The 19,780-nt window shown below is 42.9% G+C and carries 15 protein-coding genes; 9 read left to right on the forward strand and 6 right to left on the reverse strand.

The features are described from left to right. Positions 1-34 precede the first annotated feature (34 nt). Both pyrF and LOZ91_RS06500 read left to right on the forward strand, forming a co-directional pair. Positions 35-715: an orotidine-5'-phosphate decarboxylase gene (gene pyrF / locus LOZ91_RS06495; protein WP_005097309.1), complete on the forward strand. Its 681-nt coding sequence runs from the start codon at positions 35-37 to the stop codon at positions 713-715. A gap of 113 nt (positions 716-828) precedes the next feature. Further along, positions 829-1,056 carry a hypothetical protein gene (locus LOZ91_RS06500; RefSeq protein ID WP_100329616.1) on the forward strand — a complete coding sequence of 76 codons (228 nt, stop codon included), beginning with the start codon at positions 829-831 and terminating at the stop codon, positions 1,054-1,056. Between the two features lie 114 nt (positions 1,057-1,170). Here the strand turns inward: LOZ91_RS06500 and LOZ91_RS06505 are convergent, their stop codons facing one another. Further along, positions 1,171-2,079 (reverse strand): lysine exporter LysO family protein, encoded by a 909-nt coding sequence (locus tag LOZ91_RS06505; protein WP_005170429.1) that lies wholly within the window; start codon positions 2,077-2,079, stop codon positions 1,171-1,173. 68 nt (positions 2,080-2,147) lie between these two features. Further along, positions 2,148-3,644 carry an NAD(P)/FAD-dependent oxidoreductase gene (locus tag LOZ91_RS06510; protein ID WP_244782848.1) on the reverse strand — a complete coding sequence of 499 codons (1,497 nt, stop codon included), beginning with the start codon at positions 3,642-3,644 and terminating at the stop codon, positions 2,148-2,150. A 144-nt stretch (positions 3,645-3,788) separates the two neighbouring features. On the opposite strand from LOZ91_RS06510, the gene LOZ91_RS06515 reads away from it, so the two are divergent. The 5 genes from LOZ91_RS06515 (at position 3,789) to LOZ91_RS06535 (ending at position 10,885) form a co-directional block, all read left to right on the forward strand. Then, positions 3,789-4,796 (forward strand): AraC family transcriptional regulator, encoded by a 1,008-nt coding sequence (locus tag LOZ91_RS06515; protein WP_100355366.1) that lies wholly within the window; start codon positions 3,789-3,791, stop codon positions 4,794-4,796. A gap of 84 nt (positions 4,797-4,880) precedes the next feature. After that, on the forward strand, positions 4,881-6,026 hold the full coding sequence (gene zapE / locus LOZ91_RS06520) for a cell division protein ZapE (protein ID WP_005097301.1): 1,146 nt from the start codon (positions 4,881-4,883) through the stop codon (positions 6,024-6,026). A 371-nt stretch (positions 6,027-6,397) separates the two neighbouring features. After that, entirely contained in the window at positions 6,398-8,563 is a 2,166-nt protein-coding gene (locus tag LOZ91_RS06525) for a malate synthase G (RefSeq protein WP_159138329.1), read from the forward strand. A gap of 127 nt (positions 8,564-8,690) precedes the next feature. Beyond that, entirely contained in the window at positions 8,691-10,139 is a 1,449-nt protein-coding gene (locus tag LOZ91_RS06530; protein WP_244782849.1) for an aldehyde dehydrogenase family protein, read from the forward strand. Between the two features lie 83 nt (positions 10,140-10,222). After that, positions 10,223-10,885 carry an SOS response-associated peptidase family protein gene (locus LOZ91_RS06535; protein ID WP_244782850.1) on the forward strand — a complete coding sequence of 221 codons (663 nt, stop codon included), beginning with the start codon at positions 10,223-10,225 and terminating at the stop codon, positions 10,883-10,885. A 76-nt stretch (positions 10,886-10,961) separates the two neighbouring features. Here LOZ91_RS06535 and LOZ91_RS06540 read toward each other — a convergent pair whose 3' ends face one another. Then, a complete protein-coding gene (locus tag LOZ91_RS06540; RefSeq protein WP_005097294.1) occupies positions 10,962-11,426 on the reverse strand; it encodes a MarR family winged helix-turn-helix transcriptional regulator in 465 nt (154 codons plus the stop codon). A 739-nt stretch (positions 11,427-12,165) separates the two neighbouring features. Here LOZ91_RS06540 and LOZ91_RS06545 point away from each other — a divergent pair. Then, on the forward strand, positions 12,166-13,689 hold the full coding sequence (locus LOZ91_RS06545; RefSeq protein WP_005097293.1) for a TerC family protein: 1,524 nt from the start codon (positions 12,166-12,168) through the stop codon (positions 13,687-13,689). Between the two features lie 575 nt (positions 13,690-14,264). On the opposite strand, the gene thiM is transcribed toward LOZ91_RS06545, so the two are convergent. The 3 genes from thiM to LOZ91_RS06560 form a co-directional block, all read right to left on the reverse strand. Further along, positions 14,265-15,113: a hydroxyethylthiazole kinase gene (thiM, locus tag LOZ91_RS06550; protein WP_171063326.1), complete on the reverse strand. Its 849-nt coding sequence runs from the start codon at positions 15,111-15,113 to the stop codon at positions 14,265-14,267. Between the two features lie 32 nt (positions 15,114-15,145). After that, complete coding sequence (locus LOZ91_RS06555; RefSeq protein WP_005170446.1) at positions 15,146-16,306, reverse strand: hypothetical protein; 1,161 nt, start codon at positions 16,304-16,306, stop codon at positions 15,146-15,148. A 160-nt stretch (positions 16,307-16,466) separates the two neighbouring features. Next, entirely contained in the window at positions 16,467-16,724 is a 258-nt protein-coding gene (locus LOZ91_RS06560; RefSeq protein WP_244782851.1) for a hypothetical protein, read from the reverse strand. 357 nt (positions 16,725-17,081) lie between these two features. Between LOZ91_RS06560 and pepN the strand changes: the two genes are divergently transcribed. Beyond that, entirely contained in the window at positions 17,082-19,688 is a 2,607-nt protein-coding gene (gene pepN, locus LOZ91_RS06565; RefSeq protein WP_244782852.1) for an aminopeptidase N, read from the forward strand. The last annotated feature ends 92 nt before the right edge of the window (positions 19,689-19,780 follow it).

Consider the following 19,780-nt stretch of genomic DNA (forward strand, 5'->3'; position numbering starts at 1 on the left):
GGCTTATTTTTTGCCTATTTGAAGGGATAATCTCTTGAGTATCATTGTTGCACTAGATGCCAAAAGCCAATTTGATGCCTTAGCCATTGCAGAACAGCTAGATCCTGCCTTGTGTCGACTAAAAGTGGGCAAAGAGTTATTTACCCATGAAGGTCCAATCATTGTCAGAGCACTTCAAGACAAAGGTTTTGATGTATTTCTGGATCTGAAATTTCATGATATTCCAAATACGACTGCACAGGCAGTCTGCGCGGCAGCTGATTTGGGTGTATGGATGGTGAATGTACATGCATCTGGTGGCCGAAAAATGATGGAAACCTGTGTGGAGCGTTTACAAGCAGGCAACTATAAAACTCAACTCATTGCTGTGACAGTGCTGACTTCAATGGGTCGTGAAGACCTCAAAGATATTGGTCTGGATATTGAGCCAAATGAGCATGTCAAGCGTCTGGCTCAACTGACCAAAAACAGTGGCCTGGACGGGGTGGTGTGTTCAGCTCAAGAAGCAAAAATGTTACGTGAAACATTAGGCCAAGACTTTGCTTTGGTAACACCCGGTATTCGTCCTGAAGGCTCAAATGCCGATGATCAGAAGCGTATTGTGACACCCAAACAGGCGATGCTGGACGGCTCGACTCATTTGGTGATTGGCCGTCCTATTACCCAGTCTAAGAATATGCGTCAGACTTTAAAAGATATTTTGGCAACGCTTTAATATGGTTTGAATGACAAAAAGCCTTTCAGTCGAAAGGCTTTTTTTATACTGTTGCACTTGCCGCTTGAATCCGCCTATTGAAAAAAATGGTTATAAAATAAAAAGGAAAAATGATGACTTCATCTGAACCACAATTAGAAAAAGAACAGAATGACGTGATTCAAAATGTTCAACAGGCGGAACAGCTTAAGCAACAAGAACAGCAACAACAGCAGGCAAGCTCAGCAGATTGGACAGCAGGGATCGATGTGGTCAGTTTGGCATCTGATGCCATCAGCCTTGCTTCGGATGTTATTGAAACAGTAGGCGATGCCTTAAGTGATATTGATTTAAGTTTTTAGTCAGCCCTTCTTGCTTGTGCTTCGTTTTAAAATCCTGCTTTAGAACTTAGTCAGGAAGGAGAGTTCCTCTTTAGAAAAGAGAGATTTAGGGAGATTGAGAAAGCAATAAAGCAATTAAATCGCTGCCAGTACACTCACCATGACTGGTGCTAACAGTGACAAAATAAATCCACTGACCATAGCATGCGGAATAAAATCGTGACCGCAAGCCTGCTTAACCATCGGTAAAGTCACATCCATTGCAGTTGCACCTGCTGCGGAAATGGCAGATCTCGGGTATCTCCAGCCCATACAATACATCAGTAAGATGGCAAAAATTTCTCTAAACAGGTCATTCATTAGTGCAATGCTGCCGAGTTCTGCATTTCGAAGCTCGGTCACGACAACGCCTGACATTGAGTAAAATCCATAGCCTTGTGACAGCATGATCAAATCTTTCAGGCCAATCTGTGTGTTCCAGAATGAATACAGCATAACTGCGAATAATGAACCGAAGATACAACCGATCGGAACCAGAAGAATTTTGATATTTAACCAAGAACGATCCAGTGGCGAATAAGCCAGATCTAAACCAATGAAAAACATAAATACCAGTAACAAATGCCAGGTGCTAATGTGTAAGGACAGATCAAACAGACTCAAGCCAGCATGTAAAAAGTATCCGCCTGCGAGTGCCAAAAAAGCATAACTCATATTCACTAAGGATTTAATTACCAGATCAAGGGATACTCTGCCTGAACTGGGAAGAAAACCAGCCCACTTGAACAGCAAATAGCAAATAGCAAAAGCACCGAGTGATGTCAGAAAGGCAATGCTGATGGATGTACTCAGAATCTGTAGGGGATGCTGTAATTCATCCACAAGCTGTGAGAATTCAAAGGAAATCGCAATCAGTAACACATAGCTAAAATAAGGTAAGAGCTTGAAACAGATTTTAATCATCGATACTGGAATCCGTTTCGCCAAAGCAAAACCGAGTGCCAAACAGAGAAGAAGCTGAAAGATGAGCCAAAGCGATTGCATAAGTTTAATAGATTGAAAAAATTATCTTTAAATTATGCCATCGCTTGATGCTAGATGGTGAAAAGCTTTTAGCTAACTTTATTGAATAATCGATAATCTGCGGTATTGGGTTTCTTGGTTTTCAGCCAGTATTTCCAGGTATAAGTCGGCCATAGGGCAAAATTCTTGCCACCTTCCTGCTGATACCAGCTGACACAGCCAGATTGCCATACGGTCTGTTCAAACATATGTTGCACCTGCTGATTAAATGTATCTTGCGCCTGCTCTTTGACCATAATGGCATCGCTATGTGATTGATCGACCCGCTGCATGAGCTGCAAGATATAGTCAACTTGTGCCTCAATCATAAAAATCACAGAGTTGTGTGCCAATAGGGTATTTGGGCCCAGTAATTGAAACAGGTTTGGGAAACCTTTCATGCAAATTCCATAATAACTTTCAGCCCCCTGTTTCCAGACCTCATTGAGCTGTAGATTATCCAGCCCAGTACATTGAAAATTCTTCATATAGATGCGTGGATCGGTAATGAACCCGGTGCCATAAATCAGACAGTCAATTGGCCGCTCCTGACCATCTTGGGTAATGATGCTATTTTCAGTGAGTTCCTGAATCTTTTCAGTCACCAGTTCTACATTCCTGCGGTTAAAAGTCGGGAAATAGCTATTGGAAACCAGAATACGTTTACAACCCATGATGTAATCCGGAGTGAGTTTTTGAGCTAACTCAGGATCTTTAATCTGGTATTTGATGAACAGTTCTGCCAGTTTCTGGGTGTATTTCATGATGCCGGGTTTAACGATGGGGATGACCCGCGATTCATTTGACCAATATAAGCGGGCACGGTGCAGTTTTCGGAACCAGTCATATTTTTCAAATAGTGTCTTTTCGAGAGGGTGATAGACACGTTCATCGCGAGGAATGATCCAGGCTGCAGTACGTTGCATGACATAGAGTTGTTTGCATTGTGGGGCAATTTCCGGAACATATTGAATGGCGCTGCCACCTGTGCCAATCGATGCGACATTTTTGCCATTTAAATCATAAGCATGATCCCATTGTGCAGAATGAAAGACTTTCCCTTGAAACTTCTCAATACCGGGGATAGGTGGAATCTGGGGAATATGTAAAGGCCCTGAAGCAAATATGACAAATTGGGCTTCCAGGATACTTTGATCTTGTAACTGCAATTGCCACAGACAGCGCTCTGCCTGGTAATGCGCTGAAAGGACTTCAGTATTTAAGCGGCAGAAAGCACGTAGCTTATAATCGGTCACCAGATCCTGAATATAGGAAAATATCTCGGGTGCTTCGGCATAGCGTTTTGACCAGTTGCTTTTCGGCGCAAATGACAGGGAATATAAATGTGACTGCACATCACAGGCTGCGCCAGGGTACTGGTTGTCTCGCCAGGTTCCACCAAATTCATGGCCTTTTTCCAGCAGAATAAAATCATGGATGCCTTGCTGCTGTAAACGTATTGCCATGGCAATACCGCCAAAACCGGCGCCAATAATGGCGACTTTGGTAAAGGGTGGCGAGCGGGTGGCGCTTGTATTTTCCAGCATCATTGCATTCCTTGCTTATTTTAATAAGAGATTATTATCATCATTCACTGATAAAAGATTAGACCTAAAATTGATCTAAACGGCAATAGCAGTACACTTATTTTTATAGTACAACTAAGACTATCACATTGTATTTGTATGGTTATGAAACGTTCTGTTCTCAGTCTGATGTATTTGATTCAAGGGATGCGCAAGGCGGGCATAGACGTCGATCAGAAGCTGCAAAACATTGGACTGCGTGTCGATGCCTTTGATCCTGGCTCGATTATTCATCCGAGTCTGGAACATGATGTACTTAAGGTGGTAGGGCAGGAAATCGAAGCTGAGCAGGGATTATTGATTGGCCAGCATTATGCATTGGCAGGTTATGGTCCGTTGTTGATGTTACTGGTTACCAGTCCGACGGTACGTGATGCGCTGCATCAGGTGATCCGCTTTCAACAGTTGACGCATTTGACAGGACAATTGGGTTTGCAACAAAGCGAGCATCATAGCGCGTTGTGTTATCGACCGAAAAATCTGGAAGATGGTCTGGGTGTGTTGCTGGCACAGGCGGAGATTTCGGGAACTTTCAAGTTTATCCGTGATATCTACAAAATGATGGGCCTGTCCAAACCTGATTTACGGATCGAGTTACCATTTGCCCATCCGCAAGAGCCGAATACCTTAAAGGTCTATCATGATTATTATGGGACACAGGTTCAGTTCGATGCACCAAGTGCGGCATTCTGGTTTGATGAAGCAGTTCTGGATATTAAAATTCCGTCTGCGGATACGGTGACCTTTGCGCTGTATGAAGCCAAGTGTTTTGCTGAATTGCAACGTTTGCAACAGGATGAGCAGACACCGACAGTGGTGCAGCGCGTTCAGGATTATCTGGAAATACAAAGTGGTTTGATGCCGAGCATGGCCGAAACTGCGCAGGTGCTAAATATTCCGGAGCGAACCTTGCGGCATCAGTTACAGCAGTGTGATACCAGTTATAAACAGATTCGCGAAGACATTATTAAAGATAAGGCTTTGCGATTGATTGAATATAAACAGTATTCAATTGAAATGATTGCAGAGTTGTTGGGCTATTCCGAGCCGGCTGCTTTTAACCATGCCTTTAAACGCTGGTTTGGGCAAAGCCCTCGGCAATATGTGAAATAGCCTAAGCTTGTTTATGCCAAAGTGTTATAGTGTGTTGATTAAACTCCGCTATAATTAAATTGATCCCAAATAGTACGAAACTCTATGTCCGATTTTAATTCACAGCACAGCACCGCCTTTAGTCCGATTTCTCCTGCAGAACGTTATGCACAAGCAATATCTTCGGGACAGTTTATGCCTGATGATGCACAGGCAATGGCAGTACATGAACTGAATCGTGTCTGGCTGGAATTGATTCAGCGTTTTAAGGCCTCGAAAAAAGCCTTTCGCCGTTTTCGCCGTCAGACTTCTCCCAATGGCGTGTATATGTGGGGTGGTGTGGGTCGTGGCAAAACCTGGTTAATGGATCAGTTTTATGATTCGATTCCATTTCGCCGTAAAACCCGGATGCATTTTCACCACTTTATGCAGCATGTGCATCGTGAATTAAATAAGCTCTCTGGGCAGCGTAATCCGCTGGATCTGGTCGCGGATCAGATTTATAAAGACGCGGTGATTATCTGTTTCGATGAGTTCTTTGTATCCAATGTCACCGATGCCATGATTCTGAGTGATCTGTTCCAGAAACTATTTGAACGCGGGATTACTTTGGTTGCAACTTCGAACATTGCCCCAGATGGTTTGTATAAAAACGGGATTCATCGTGACCGTTTCCTGCCGACGATTGAACTGGTCAAGAAAAACTGTGTGGTGTTAAACGTCGATGCCGGCGTCGATTACCGTTTACGCGTATTAAAACAGGCGCAGTTATTCAAATTCCCATTAACCCATGATCATAAAAACTGGATTGCGCAACGTTTCAGTGCTTTGACTCAGACGCAAACCTGCTCTGAAGAGCCGATTATCATCAATAACCGTATTGTGGAAACTGTGTCACATACCGAAGATGTATTGTGGTGCGAGTTTTCTGAGCTGTGTCTAAAACCACGTAGCCCAGCTGACTTTATTGAAATTGCCAATATTTATAATACGGTTTTAGTCAGTAATGTGCCGCACCTGACCGATTTCCTCAATGATGGGACGCGCCGTTTTATTTATCTGGTCGATGAGTTCTATGACCGTGGTGTCAAACTGTTATTGACCTCGGAAGATAATATTATTGATATTTACCAAGGTGAAAAACTGGTCTTCGAAATTGAACGGACGCGTTCACGTTTACTGGAAATGCAGTCGGATGAATATCTGAATTCTGAACATCGTCAGATTCAGAAAACTATTTCAAGTGAGTAGGAAGCAGAATAAAAGCGCTGGTCATTGACCGGCGCTTTTTTATAAAAATAAGCAGGTAAATGATCGACAACTAGGGCCAAACATGGCTTAATCTTGATCTAAATATGATCGTGTATAACTAGAATGCATAATTTTTACTCGAAAATCTGAACTTAAGTCTAATTTCTACATTTCGAAAACTTTATACACTGTCATTAGGGTATTTAGCAGAATGATATCTCAATGCGGCTGAGCGACGTCTGATATGTTTATGAGGGTACTCATATTATGAAAAATGCTCAGTATTTAGCAATTTGATAATACTATTCAGCTAGATTTTAATCGGTATACTAGAATCTCTTGTATAAAAAGTAGCAATATCAGGAAAGACAATGACTGCACGTATTCAAAAAGGCAAGTTAGCGATTGCTAAAGAACTTTACGATTTTATCGAAAATGAAGCACTACCAGGTTCTGGTTTGGATAGTGAAACTTACTGGAAAAACTTTGAACAAGTCGTTGTTGATCTTAGCCCTAAAAATAAAGCACTTTTGGCTAAGCGTGATGACATTCAAGCGAAAATCGATGAATGGCACCGCAATAACACATTTGAATTACAAGCTTACAAAGCTTTCTTGACTGAAATTGGCTACTTGTTACCAGAAGTAGAAGATTTTCAAATCAGCACTGAAAATGTAGACGAAGAAATTGCCGTATTGGCCGGCCCACAGCTGGTGGTACCGGTACGTAATGCACGTTACTGCCTCAACGCAGCCAACGCACGTTGGGGTTCTCTCTACGATGCACTTTATGGTTTCGACGTGATCTCTGAAGAAGATGGCGCGGAAAAAGGCAAAGGCTATAACCCGAAACGTGGTGAGAAAGTTGTCGCATTTGCGAAAAACTTCCTTGACGAAACTTTCCCATTGGCACAAGGTTCGCACGCAGACGCAACTCAATATGCAGTTGATCGCAACGCACTGGTTGTAAAATTAAAAGATGGTTCTACAACGACTGTTGCGGATAGCGCTAAATTTGTTGGCTTCAATGGCGAAGCGTCAGCACCGACTGAAATCGTATTTAAAAATAACGGTCTGCACGTTATTGTGCAAATTGATGCAACGAGCCCGATTGGCCAGACTGATGCCGCTGGCGTAAAAGACGTAGTTCTTGAAGCTGCGGTTACCACCATTCAGGATTTGGAAGACTCGATTGCAGCGGTTGATGCTGAAGAAAAAGTGGAAGGCTACCGTAACTGGTTAGGTCTGATGAAAGGCACTTTAGAAGAGTCCATTCAGAAGAATGGTAAAACAGTTACCCGTACACTGAATGCAGACCGTACTTTCAAAAATGTGGAAGGTGGTGAAACCAAGGTTCATGGTCGTTCATTGATGTTGCTGCGTAATGTCGGTCATTTGATGACAAACCCTGCCATTCTGGTCGATGGTGCAGAGATTTTTGAGGGCATCATGGATGCCTTGATTACACCTTTGTTGTCTTTTGCCGACATCAAAGGTGAAAATACCATTAAGAACTCGCGTCAAGGTTCAATGTATATCGTTAAACCAAAAATGCATGGTCCTGAAGAAGTGGCATTTGCCGTTGAATTGTTTGAACGTGCGGAACAGGTACTGGGTTTGCCTGCAAAAACTTTAAAAATCGGGATTATGGATGAAGAGCGCCGTACTTCTGTAAACCTGAAGAACTGTATTGCACAAGCCAAAGACCGTACTATTTTCATCAATACAGGCTTCATGGACCGTACCGGTGACGAAATCCATACCTTTATGGAAGCAGGCCCATTCGTACGTAAAGGCGAAGTCAAAGGTCAGATCTGGTTCCCGGCTTATGAAAACCGTAATGTGATGATCGGTCTGCAAGCAGGTTTACGTGGCAAAGCGCAAATCGGTAAAGGCATGTGGCCAAAACCAGACATGTTGCTCGACATGTATAAAACCAAAACTGAACATCCGGAAGCAGGTGCGAGCTGTGCATGGGTGCCATCACCAACAGGTGCGGTAATTCACGCGATTCACTATCATCAGATTAATGTTGCGGATCGTCAGCAAGAGTTATTGGCAACTGAAGCCTTGTCACTAGATGACTTGTTAACGCCACCATTAGCAACAGACACTAACTGGTCTGAAGAAGAGAAAACCAAAGAACTTGAAAATAACTGTCAGGGGATCTTGGGCTATGTAGTTCGCTGGGTAGACTTAGGTGTAGGTTGTTCTAAAGTACTCGACATCAACGATGTCGGTTTAATGGAAGACCGTGCGACTTTACGTATCTCTTCGCAGCACGTGGCGAACTGGTTGCGTCATGGTGTGGTAAGCCATGAGCAAGTAGAAGAAGTGATGCAGCGTATGGCGAAAATTGTAGATCAGCAAAATGCCAATGATCCGTTGTATACGCCAATGTCTGCAGACTTTGCCAACAATATTGCATTCCAGGCAGCGTCTGACCTGATCTTTAAAGGTGGTGAACAGCCATCAGGTTATACCGAGCCACTTTTACATGCAGCACGTTTAAAGTTAAAAGGTTATACAGGTGACTAATCCCGTCTAACTTAAAAAAGCCTCTTCGGAGGCTTTTTTATTGTCTAATGGTAAGCGGCTGTCTTTCTGACTAGAAATTTTTCAGCTGAACTCTTAAAGTGGAGCAAAGCTTGCGAGGAACAATAAAATGATGACGGTATATCAGGACTTAGACCAGCAGTTTATTCATGGTCAGTGGCAACATGGAACTTCAACCAAAATCATAAAAAATATCAATCCTTTTACCCAAACCGAAATTATGAGTCTTGCAGCTGCCAGCTCTGTCGATGTAGACAGTGCGTATACGGCAGCAGAACAGGCTTTGCAACAGGGTGTTTTGAATTCCATTGGAGTCCGTAAAACAGTATTGCAAAATTTAATTAATATTATTCAGCAGCGCCGTGCAGAAATCATTGACTGGCTGATTATTGAATCAGGCAGTACGCGCATTAAAGCCGGCCTTGAAATGGATGCTGCCTTGGGGATTATTCAGGAAAGTCTGGCATTTCCAGATCAGCTGAAAACTGAACAGCTCGAAAGCAAAGATCCAGTACGGAAAAGTTTGGTCTTGCGTAAACCTTTAGGCGTGATTGCAGTCATCAGTCCATGGAACTTTCCATTTCATCTGTCCTTGCGTTCAGTGGCGACAGCGATTGCCTGTGGCAATACGGTTGTCTTGAAACCAGCCAGTGATACGCCGGTGACTGGCGGTACATTAATCGGGAAATTATTTGAAGAAGCCGGTTTGCCTCCAGGTGCATTGAATATTGTTGCCGGTGCTGGCAGTGAAATCGGGGATTATTTTGTCGAGCATTCAGTGCCGAAAATGATTTCATTTACCGGCTCGACTGAAGTGGGGAAAAGTGTCGGCAGTAAAGCTCTGGCCAGTTCCAGAATCAAACGTTTGGCATTGGAACTGGGCGGCAATGCACCCTTGGTGATTCTGGATGATGCCGACCTTGATCTGGCGGTTGAACTGACCTTGATGGGGCGTTTTATGCATCAGGGACAAATTTGCATGAGTACCAATCGGGTCATTGTCGATGCATCTATTCATGATGCTTATGTGGATAAGCTTCTGGATCGGGTCAAAATGATTCCAGTGGGCGATCCGAATCTGGAAGATACCATCATCGGGCCGATCATTAATCGGAGTCAGGTCAAAAAGCATCAACAGATCATTCAGACAGGCAGCGAGCAGGGCGCACAGCTGGTATATGAGGGCGGAATTGAAGGAAATCTGGTCTATCCGCATATTTTCATTAACGTCGCAGCCGATTCTGATTTAGCACAACAAGAAAGCTTCGGTCCGATTTTACCGATCTTAAAAGCACGTGATGAGGCCCATGCTTTAAATCTGGCCAATGCAACAGAGTTCGGTTTGTCCAGTGCAGTCTGTACATCAAATATCGAACGCGGCAGCGCTTTTGCGGCACAACTGGATATTGGCATGACCCATATTAACGGGATCAGTGTTGCAGATCAGTCTAATGCCCCCTTTGGCGGCGAGAAAAACTCAGGACTCGGACGTTTTAATGGTCGCTGGATTTTTGAGGAATTTACCCGGACACACTGGTTGACTATACCGAATTCATGATACTCAAATCTATATCAATATTACAGGTTTGGCTCAGACATCAGGTTATAATCGAGTGGTCGAATGATTTACATTAATCCGCCATGTGTGCCAACTTTAAACCTTTAAGCTTAGAACAATTGCATAATCTGGGATTGCCCGAAATTCCTTTTGAATATCCGGAAGAGGTCTATCCCAATTATGCTACACCGCTGTTATTTCATTCAGCTCAAGGACTGGAATGGCGGTCGGTAAATTTTGGCCTGATTCCAAAATGGGCAGAAGATAAAAGTATAGCTACCAAGACCTATAACGCCAGAAATGAAACTTTATTGCAAAAGCCAACCTTTACTGAAGCCACTGCCAAATGTCATTTTGGGGTCATTCCTGTTGCCGAGTTTTATGAGTCCAAATATTTTGACAATAAACCACAGCGTTGGGGTATAAGACGTCAAGATGGTCAGGCGACTTTTATTGCGGCAGTATATGAGATTACACGAGTACAAGGGGAAATTGTACGATCTGCCAGCATGATTACGATGGATGCCATTGACCATCCGATGATGAAAGAATTTCATGAGCCTGGAAATATCAAACGTTCGGTGATCGTAATTCCGCATGAGCGACTACAAGAATGGCTGACACTGAGTCATCCGGATATTCGGAGTTTTGTACACGGCTTTCTGGAAGAAGAGTTTGAATGTTCACATGTCCCCAAAGAAAAAATCAAAAAAGCCAGCCCACAACTGAACTTTTTTGATTCTTAGAAAGCTCCGGTGAATTATTTATTATTGAAAGTATGCCAATTCGCCAGCGTCTATTTAAAAATAAAAAGTAGGGCTTTTAACGAGCCAGGTTTTTAAAAATATGACGTAAACTTTCCATGGTTTTTTCAATTTGCAAAGGCGTCAAGCCTTCAAATGACTGCTCTAGTACTATATTGGTCAGATCATTGATCTTATGTGTCATTTGCATGCCTTTTTCGGTCAAAAATACCCGGGTAATTCGTGCATCATCTTCACATGAATAAGTCTCAACCAGACCCTCATCTTTTAAGCGATAAACAATTTTAGTGGTGGTCGACATTTTAGATACGACCATCTCTGATAAGTCGGATACACTCGCATGCGGTTTGGATTTTAAGGCAAGAAGGATACGGCGGCGCGAATTGTCGACACCATATTTTTTAAGTGCGTGATCGACATTAAGTACATATTGAGCATGAACCTGAGTAACCCAATAATAGGGAAAGTTTTCTAAATTAAATTCTTCCGTACACGGTAAAAATTTTGCATATTTCTTAGTCATGAAATGTTCCTTGTATTTATTTTTCTAGGGCCCGTCCATTTTATGAAAAAGTTTATGCATGTTTCAACCTTTATTTTAAAAATGTTAAAGAGATTGCACTTTTTAGTTTTTCTTAATAGCCCCAGAAGTCGAGCAGTTCTGCATATGCGCTGATTCAGGACAGAGAATGGCCATTTTAAATCGGATGAAAGGCAATAATATTTTGTGTAAAATTAATACTTAATTGTATATTTCTGAGGCGGAATCATTTTCCGCAATGGTTTGTCATTCGACAGCATGATTCGCTTATCGGCCAAAATGCAATCACTCTGATTTTAATCAACCAGACAATTTTGCTGATGGATCTATGCAGTTATGCGGAGGAATTTCCCCATCAAAAAATTCAAGCCCTATTTTAACTGATTGCTTTTTTAATCAGTATATATTTGATGGCTGAATTTTTAGTTCACTTTAAAAGTGGTTGAGCTAATGAATGGTAATTACTGCATATTTTTAATTAAAGTAAAATAATTTGTGAAGAAAAAATTAAGTTTAATGCATTTTATACACACTGATTAATGAAAAAAGTCTAAGGAAAATCATAATCATGTAATTTTTTTATAAATTAATACATTACAAAATACTCAGTTTATGCATAATGGAATGGTCTTAAGTTACATAGGTTAAATTTAATGGATCCCTCGCCGTGCGTTGATCTTCCATCTCTATTTCTAGCTTACTCGAACGGGGTAGTTCTCTAATGGAATTTTTATTAGATCCCGGAATTTGGGTAGGTTTAATTACTCTTATTATTCTTGAAATCGTTTTAGGTATTGATAACCTAGTATTTATTGCCATTCTGGCTGAAAAACTTCCTCCTGAACAACGTGATAAAGCTCGTGTCATCGGTCTTTCACTCGCATTATTGATGCGTCTGGGCCTGTTGTTTGCCATTGCTTGGCTGGTCACTTTGACTCAGCCGTTGATCACCCTGTTTGACTGGACCTTCTCCGGTCGGGACTTGATCTTGTTATTTGGTGGCTTGTTCTTGGTGTATAAGGCCGTCACAGAGTTACATGAAAAGATAGAAGGTAAGCCTGAAGTCAAATTGACCACTAAGGTGGTTTATGCAAGTTTCACTGCTGTTGTTGCCCAAATTGTTGTTTTAGATGCTGTATTTTCTTTAGATTCAGTGATTACTGCAATTGGTATGGTCGACAATATTTACGTCATGATGGCTGCAATGATTGTTGCGATGGGTGTAATGCTACTGGCATCGAAACCATTGACCAGTTTTGTAAACCGTCATCCAACTGTGGTGATTCTGTGTCTAAGCTTCCTACTTTTGATTGGTATCAGTCTGATTGCAGAAGGTTTTGGTTTCCATATTCCAAAAGGCTATATCTATTCAGGTATTGGTGTCGCGATCTTGATCGAAGCGTTCAACCAGTTCGGCCAGCGTAATGCAGCAAAGCATGAATCTAAGATTCCTTTGCGTCATCGTACGGCTGATTCTATTTTGAAGTTAATGGGCGGCAAGCTGGAAACCACTGATACTGACAAAAATGAAGCTCAAGAAGCCTTTGCAGATGAAGAACGTTACATGATTGGCGGGGTATTGACCCTTGCAGAGCGTTCAGTCGCTTCGATCATGACACCGCGCAGTCAGATTTCATGGGTCGATCTAGAGGATAGCCCGGAACAGATCCGTGAAAGAATTCTATCTGTTCCCCACAGCCTGTTTCCGGTATGTCGTGGCAGCCTGGATAAGGTGATTAGCATCGTACGTGCCAAGGAATTACTGGATGTGCTGGAAGAACCGGAAGAGTTAAAAGCCCTGATCAAACGCCATCGTCCAATTTATATCTTTGAAAAGATGAAAGTTATTGATGCGATCAATACTTTGCGTACATCTAAAGGCTCTTTGGTCTTGGTGAGCGACGAGTTTGGTAATGTACAGGGTTTGATCTCACCACTAGATGTATTTGAAGCCATTGCCGGTGAGTTCCCAGATGCAGACGAACAACTTGATTTGGTCAGAATTGACGATTCCCACTGGATCGCTTCAGGTATGCTGGATCTGTATCAGCTTGAGCTTGAACTCGGCATGATTGATCTGATTGATGAAGATGCTGGTTATATCAGTGTTGCGGGTCTGATTCTGGATAAAACCAACAGTGTGGTCGAAGTCGGTACTGAATTGGATTATCAAGGTGTACAGTTCAAAGTCACTGAAATTGAAAGCAATCGTATCAAATCAGTCAGTATTCATTACGCGGCTTAAACACTTGCTTTCTTCAAATCTTGAAGGTCAGTTGCTCTAGTGGCAGCTGACTTTTTTTAATGCATCTTTTCTCAATTGTCCTTATTAAAACAAAGTGAGGTCATTGTTCAGACAGATTTTTTATCATTCGATGCAGACTATCACTCAAGTTGGATATTGAGCTGAATGGCTTGATATTGCACTAGAGTTTTAAGTCTAAAAGCCAGATTCGTAATGCAGCATAAGCAGAATCACATACTGGATATTGATCAATAGAGCCTGTTAATTAAAGCTTAAAAGTAACATTCAAATCCTGCTGAATAATTAAATTATAATTCACATGATTTCAGCTGGGATCATGTGAAAACAGATCAAACAAAAGTTTGATTCCTTTGGTGGAAATCGGTAGTTAAGTTACATTAAGTTATATGAAGCCTACTCAGTTAACCACCGATCATGCTCAAAATAGTTTCAGCGTAGGATTCAGAAGCAACCTATCTCTTCAGAAATTAGTAGAAGATGTGAGCGATGTACAGCTAAAAGTGGGGTGTCAGGTCTATGCAAACCTGCAAACACCCCTTAAAGCTGCTAGCAAACTAAACTGCTCCCGGCAAAATTTGAAAGTTGGCGTATTGTCGAATGCTTTCAGTATTAAGTTGATGGACTTCATCCAGAAAAGCCACATTAAAACGGCCAAGCTGTGGCGCACGTTCAAAAGCCCGTTGACCTGCAATTGCAAAATGCACATGTGCAGCGAGTGCCGCGATTGCGGGAGAACTTACAGCACTATAGGCTGCAATCAGTGCACCAAGTGCACAACCGGTGGCCGTGACTCGCGGTTGTAAATATGATCCGCCTGATACCTGTATTACCGGATAATCTCTGGAAATGATGTAATCAGATTCGCCGGAAATCGCGACACAGTCACAATGCGCCAATAAGCTTTGTGCCTGTAAATAAACATCGGCACTATTGATGGTGCTGTCCACACCTTTGGATTCGATCCGCTTGCCAGCCAAAGCACCAATTTCAGAGGCATTGCCCCGTAAAATTGTCGGATGGGAATTGAGCAACTGATCTACCGTATTCGAGCGCCAATGCAGTACCGTTCCATAACCAACCGGATCCAGTACCCATGGTTTTTTCAGACGATGTGCCGTTTCCGCAGCAATGTGCATGGCCTGTACTTGTTCGGTGGTCGGCGTACCCAGGTTGAGATTGATCGCAGCTGCAATTTTGGCAAAGCTTTCGGCCTCAAAAGGATTATCGATCATGGCGGGGGAAGCATTGGCAGCCAGCACCACATTGGCCACATAATTACTGGCCACGGCATTGGTCATGATATGCACCAATGGCTGATGTTGCTGTAACTTTAACCATGCCTCGCAGATTTGATCCAGAAGCGTGTGCTGTAGTGCTTGCGTAGAAGTATTCATAATGATCATCTGTCAAAAAGTAATCTAAGTCGTATCTTCGCTCAGCGGGTAAAATAATGGTCCTGATGCTTACAGCTACGGCAGAACAGGCTGACATAGTCACTGGCATCATAATCCACCGAAAGCTCCTGTGAACCGCAGTGCATACAACGTTTCTGCGAATAAAATTTCAGGCGCGGTTCAATTTTATGCCATGAGCGCCAGACCGGCTGAAAGAAAATATTCTCATCATAACCCAGGAAGCGATAAAACAGGATTTCACTCATCTTGCTGAAGGCCAGTTGTGGCGGGCGTGGCAGGGTAGAGGTTTCCCATTTTTCCGTGACAGAACGTTCCCGATACTGTTGTAAGGTTTTTTTCAGCAGATTGGTATTAATAAAATTTTCATTGCGTGGCTTAAGCGCTTTTTGCTTATATAGATATTCCAGTGCGGTCTGTACCAGATAATAAATCTGTCCCACTGCCAAGACATCTAAAAGGCGATAGCAAAAGGTCTGAAAGCTCTGATTTCCGGCAATCTGCACATTCCAGCTACGACAGTAAAATTGCGCAAACTGAATGATCTCCTCATATAGCAGACAATACAGGGCATCTTTGACTTCATCTGCACTTTTAAAGGGCACACCTTGACTCAGGTTCTGATAAAACCAGTTGCGTAGTTGCTGGGTAATGCTGAACAGGCTCGGTTCAGAATAGCCATCCAGACGTACATTAATATAATAGTGCTGATTTTCCTGTTGCACATCTTTGGGAATTAAAATCTGTTCTCTGAGCATATTTTTGACCAGACCATGTTGAAACAGATAGTTCGGACTGATGGAAAAATAGCGAATTTGATGCCAGTCGATATATTCGCGGTGCTGGCTATATTCCTGTACTTGTTCATCTAAAATCGAAAGTAAAAACAGTTTATTGATAAAACTGAGCTGATTGAGCTCAGGAACCGGCCGGTCCTGTTTTTTATGATAGAGACGATTTTCCTGTAAACGGACTTCCTTGAGCATGCGTTTACGTTGGGCCAGACACTGTGCGCAATAACAATTATTTTTTTGATCCGGATGAAGCTGATGCTGGCAATGGCTGCATTCATGGTAACTCATCTCCTGATCATACTGTTCCGCCTCAATCCAATACATCGATGCCTTACATAGCGGGCAGTGGGTGCTTTCATCAAGCTGTTTTTGCAGAACACTGAATACCATGGGCGCGAGCAACTTTAGAATGGACGGGCATTTGATTATACACCGCTGATGCGAGGCAAATGTAGTTGACTGATGCTATTTTACGTCAGCAAAAAATACACGCGCACATGAAAAGAGCTACCGAAGTAGCTCTGATCTTAAAAACATGAAATGACGGGTTTTAGACTGGGCATGGTAAGGTTTCATCTTGCTGTCCGCGATGTTTGGCGTGAATTAAGGCTTGAACTTTTTTAGATGGAACTTTCTTGGTACCGAGAGCATCGTAACTGTTGAGAATAGCAGTCACTTCATATGCCTGAAGGGGAATACCTTCACAGCTCATCAAGAGTGCAATGACTTTATGGTCAATATTGGCCTGATCCAGTGTTTGCAGGGTTTTGATATTTTCCATTCGTACAATATGTTTTTTTAAGTACATGGCTCGCCTCATGGTTATCATTATTCTTTAATTTTAAGTGCGGGGAAATACAGCTTAACTCTAGCAAGAAGTGTGCTTATTTTTTAATCTGTATTTGTGAAGTGTAATTTGGATATCAATATATACCTTTAAATCAAAGATTTATAAAAATGTAAGAAATTATGATTCTGGCTGTTTATTTGGCATAGATATTTCTTAAGCTTAATCGAATGCTGCGCAATTAGGCAAAATGCATTGAAAGTGGTGCGTACAATGCCCATATTAGAGCAAACAATACAAATGCACAGACAGCGTTTAAAACTTGGCGTATGATTTTGACATGAACAATGTCGAACAAGATAAAGATTAGGACAGGACATGAATATTGCGGCAAACTCGGTGATCGAAGCGGATCAAACCATTTATTTAAAAGACTACCAAAAACCCTCCTTTATCGTCGATTCTATCGAGCTGAATATTCAGGTCTATGCGGATCATACGCTGGTCAGCAGCAAACTGCAGATGCAGCGTCAAACTGCCGGTGATCTGGTCTTGCTCGGACGAGATCTGGAACTGCAATCGATTCAGTTAAATGGTCAACAACTCAATGCCAGTGATTACAACCTGGATGCTGAGCAACTGCTGATTGCCAATACACCTGATCAGGTATTGCTTGAAATCGTGGTGAAAATTCATCCGGAAAGCAATACTATGCTGGAAGGTCTGTATCAGGCCAGTTCAGATCTGTTTGTAACCCAAAATGAGCCAGAAGGTTTCCGTAAAATTACCTTCTATCCAGATCGTCCGGATGTGTTGTCGGTCTTTACCACGCGTGTCGAAGCAGACAAGAAATATCCTGTTTTACTTGCCAATGGTAACCTGCTGGAAACCGGGGAAGTCGATGCCAACCGTCATTACGCCATCTGGCAGGACCCGACCAAAAAGCCAAGTTATCTCTTTGCCTGTGTCATTGGTGATCTGGCGGTGATGAAAGATTCCTATGTTACGTCAGAAGGCCGCAATGTGGCACTGGAAATCTATGCAGAAGAAAAAGATATTCCAAAATGCAAGATTGCCATGGAAGCGCTTAAACATTCCATGCGTTGGGATGAAGAGCATTATGGCCTGCCATATGACCTTGACAATTACATGATCGTGGCCACCAGTGCATTTAATATGGGTGCCATGGAAAACAAAGGTCTGAATATCTTCAATACCTCATGTGTGCTCGCCGATGAAGAATTTACCACTGATGCTGCGATCATGCGGGTACAGTCGGTGATTGCCCATGAATATTTTCATAACTGGACTGGTAACCGGATTACCTGCCGTGACTGGTTCCAGCTCTGCTTGAAAGAAGGCTTGACCGTGTTCCGTGACCAGTCTTTCTCGGAAGATTTACAGTCGGCTGCGGTACAGCGTATTGATGATGTGGCGGTTCTGAAGGCACATCAGTTCCCGGAAGATTCTGGCCCGCTATCCCATCCACCACGCCCGGATCATTTTGTCGAAATTAACAACTTCTATACCGCAACCGTGTATGAAAAAGGGGCGGAAATTAACCGCATGATGGCGACCTTGCTGGGCAAGGACAAATTCCGCCAAGGTACCGATGAGTATTTCCGCCGTCATGATGGTCAGGCGGTAACGGTGGAAGACTGGGTGGCCGCGCTCACCGCAGGTTCAGGGGTGGATCTATCCAACTTCCTGACCTGGTATAACCAGCCGGGTACACCGAAACTTGAAGTAAAAGCCGAATATGATATTGAAATGCAAACTTATCGTCTTAGCTTGAAGCAAAGCCTGAAAACCCATGCCAAATATCCGAATCTGAAAGCGGTACCTATTCCAGTGGCTTTGGCGCTGTTTGATGCCGAAACCGGTGAGCAGTTAAAGTTGAACTCTGAAGCACTCTTTGAAAATGGCGTGAAAGATGGGGTGTATCTGTTTGATCAGGAACAAGCCACGATTGAATTTAGCGGCATAAGCAGCAAACCGGTGGTGTCCTTGTTGCGTAATTTTTCTGCGCCAGTCAATCTGGACTTTGACTATTCAGAACAAGAATTGGCCTTCCTGCTGCAATATGAGACCAATGGTTTTAACCAGTGGCAAGCCACTCAAACGTTATTAGAGCGTATCTTGCTAGATGATCAGCCTGCGGATATTTATATCGCGGCGATGTTGAATACCTTGCCGGGTGTGATTGAAAAAGATCCGCTGTTGGCATCACGTCTGTTTGATGTACCGTCTGAAGGTTATTTGGGCAGCCGTATTGATCAGGACTATAATCCGGTTCTGATTCAGGAAAAGCGTGAGGCTTTGCTGCATACGCTGGCACGTGCCTTTGGTGAAACAGCCAAAGAGACGTATCTTGATCTGGATCCTGATCTGCAATCTGAATTCTCGCAAGCGATGGGTGTACGTGCTTTAAGAAACATCATGTTGACGATGATCGCCCGTCAGGGAGATGCATCTGCCTTTGATTTGGCTTATGAGCAATATCACACAGGTAATATGTCTGAACGTTTGGGCGCCCTGAAAGTTCTGGTCTGGAACGATGCACCACAAGCAGAAGAAGCTTTGGCAGACTTTTATAGCCGCTTTGAAGACGAAGCTCTGTCTTTAGATCAATGGTTTATGGTGCAGGCAGCGCATCCAAAAGCAACCGATGCAACCATTGCCTATCTGACCCAGCATCCTGATTATGATCTGGCTGTACCAAACCGGATCCGTGCTGTGAGCGGCGGTCTGAATGCCAATCCGGTGAATACCTGGAGCTTTGGTGTGCAGCATTTTATTGGTCTGGCGAAATATCTAGATCAGAAAAACCCAATTGTGGGCTCACGTCTGCTGCAAGTATTGTCACGCTGGTACACCCTTGCTGAGCCGCAACGCAGTGAAGTCAAGGCGCAACTTGAAGTATTGAAGCCACTGGTCAAATCTAAAAATGTGTCTGAGACATTAAATAGTATGCTAAGTATATAAAATTCAGTCTCTATCAAAAAACCGGATCATCAAGATCCGGTTTTTTATCTGTTTTGATTTTAAATGGCCGGTTTAGATACATTTGAAATACG

The sequence above is a fragment of the Acinetobacter sp. F-1 genome (genome assembly GCF_022869025.1).
GTDB classification, from domain to species: domain Bacteria; phylum Pseudomonadota; class Gammaproteobacteria; order Pseudomonadales; family Moraxellaceae; genus Acinetobacter; species Acinetobacter pseudolwoffii.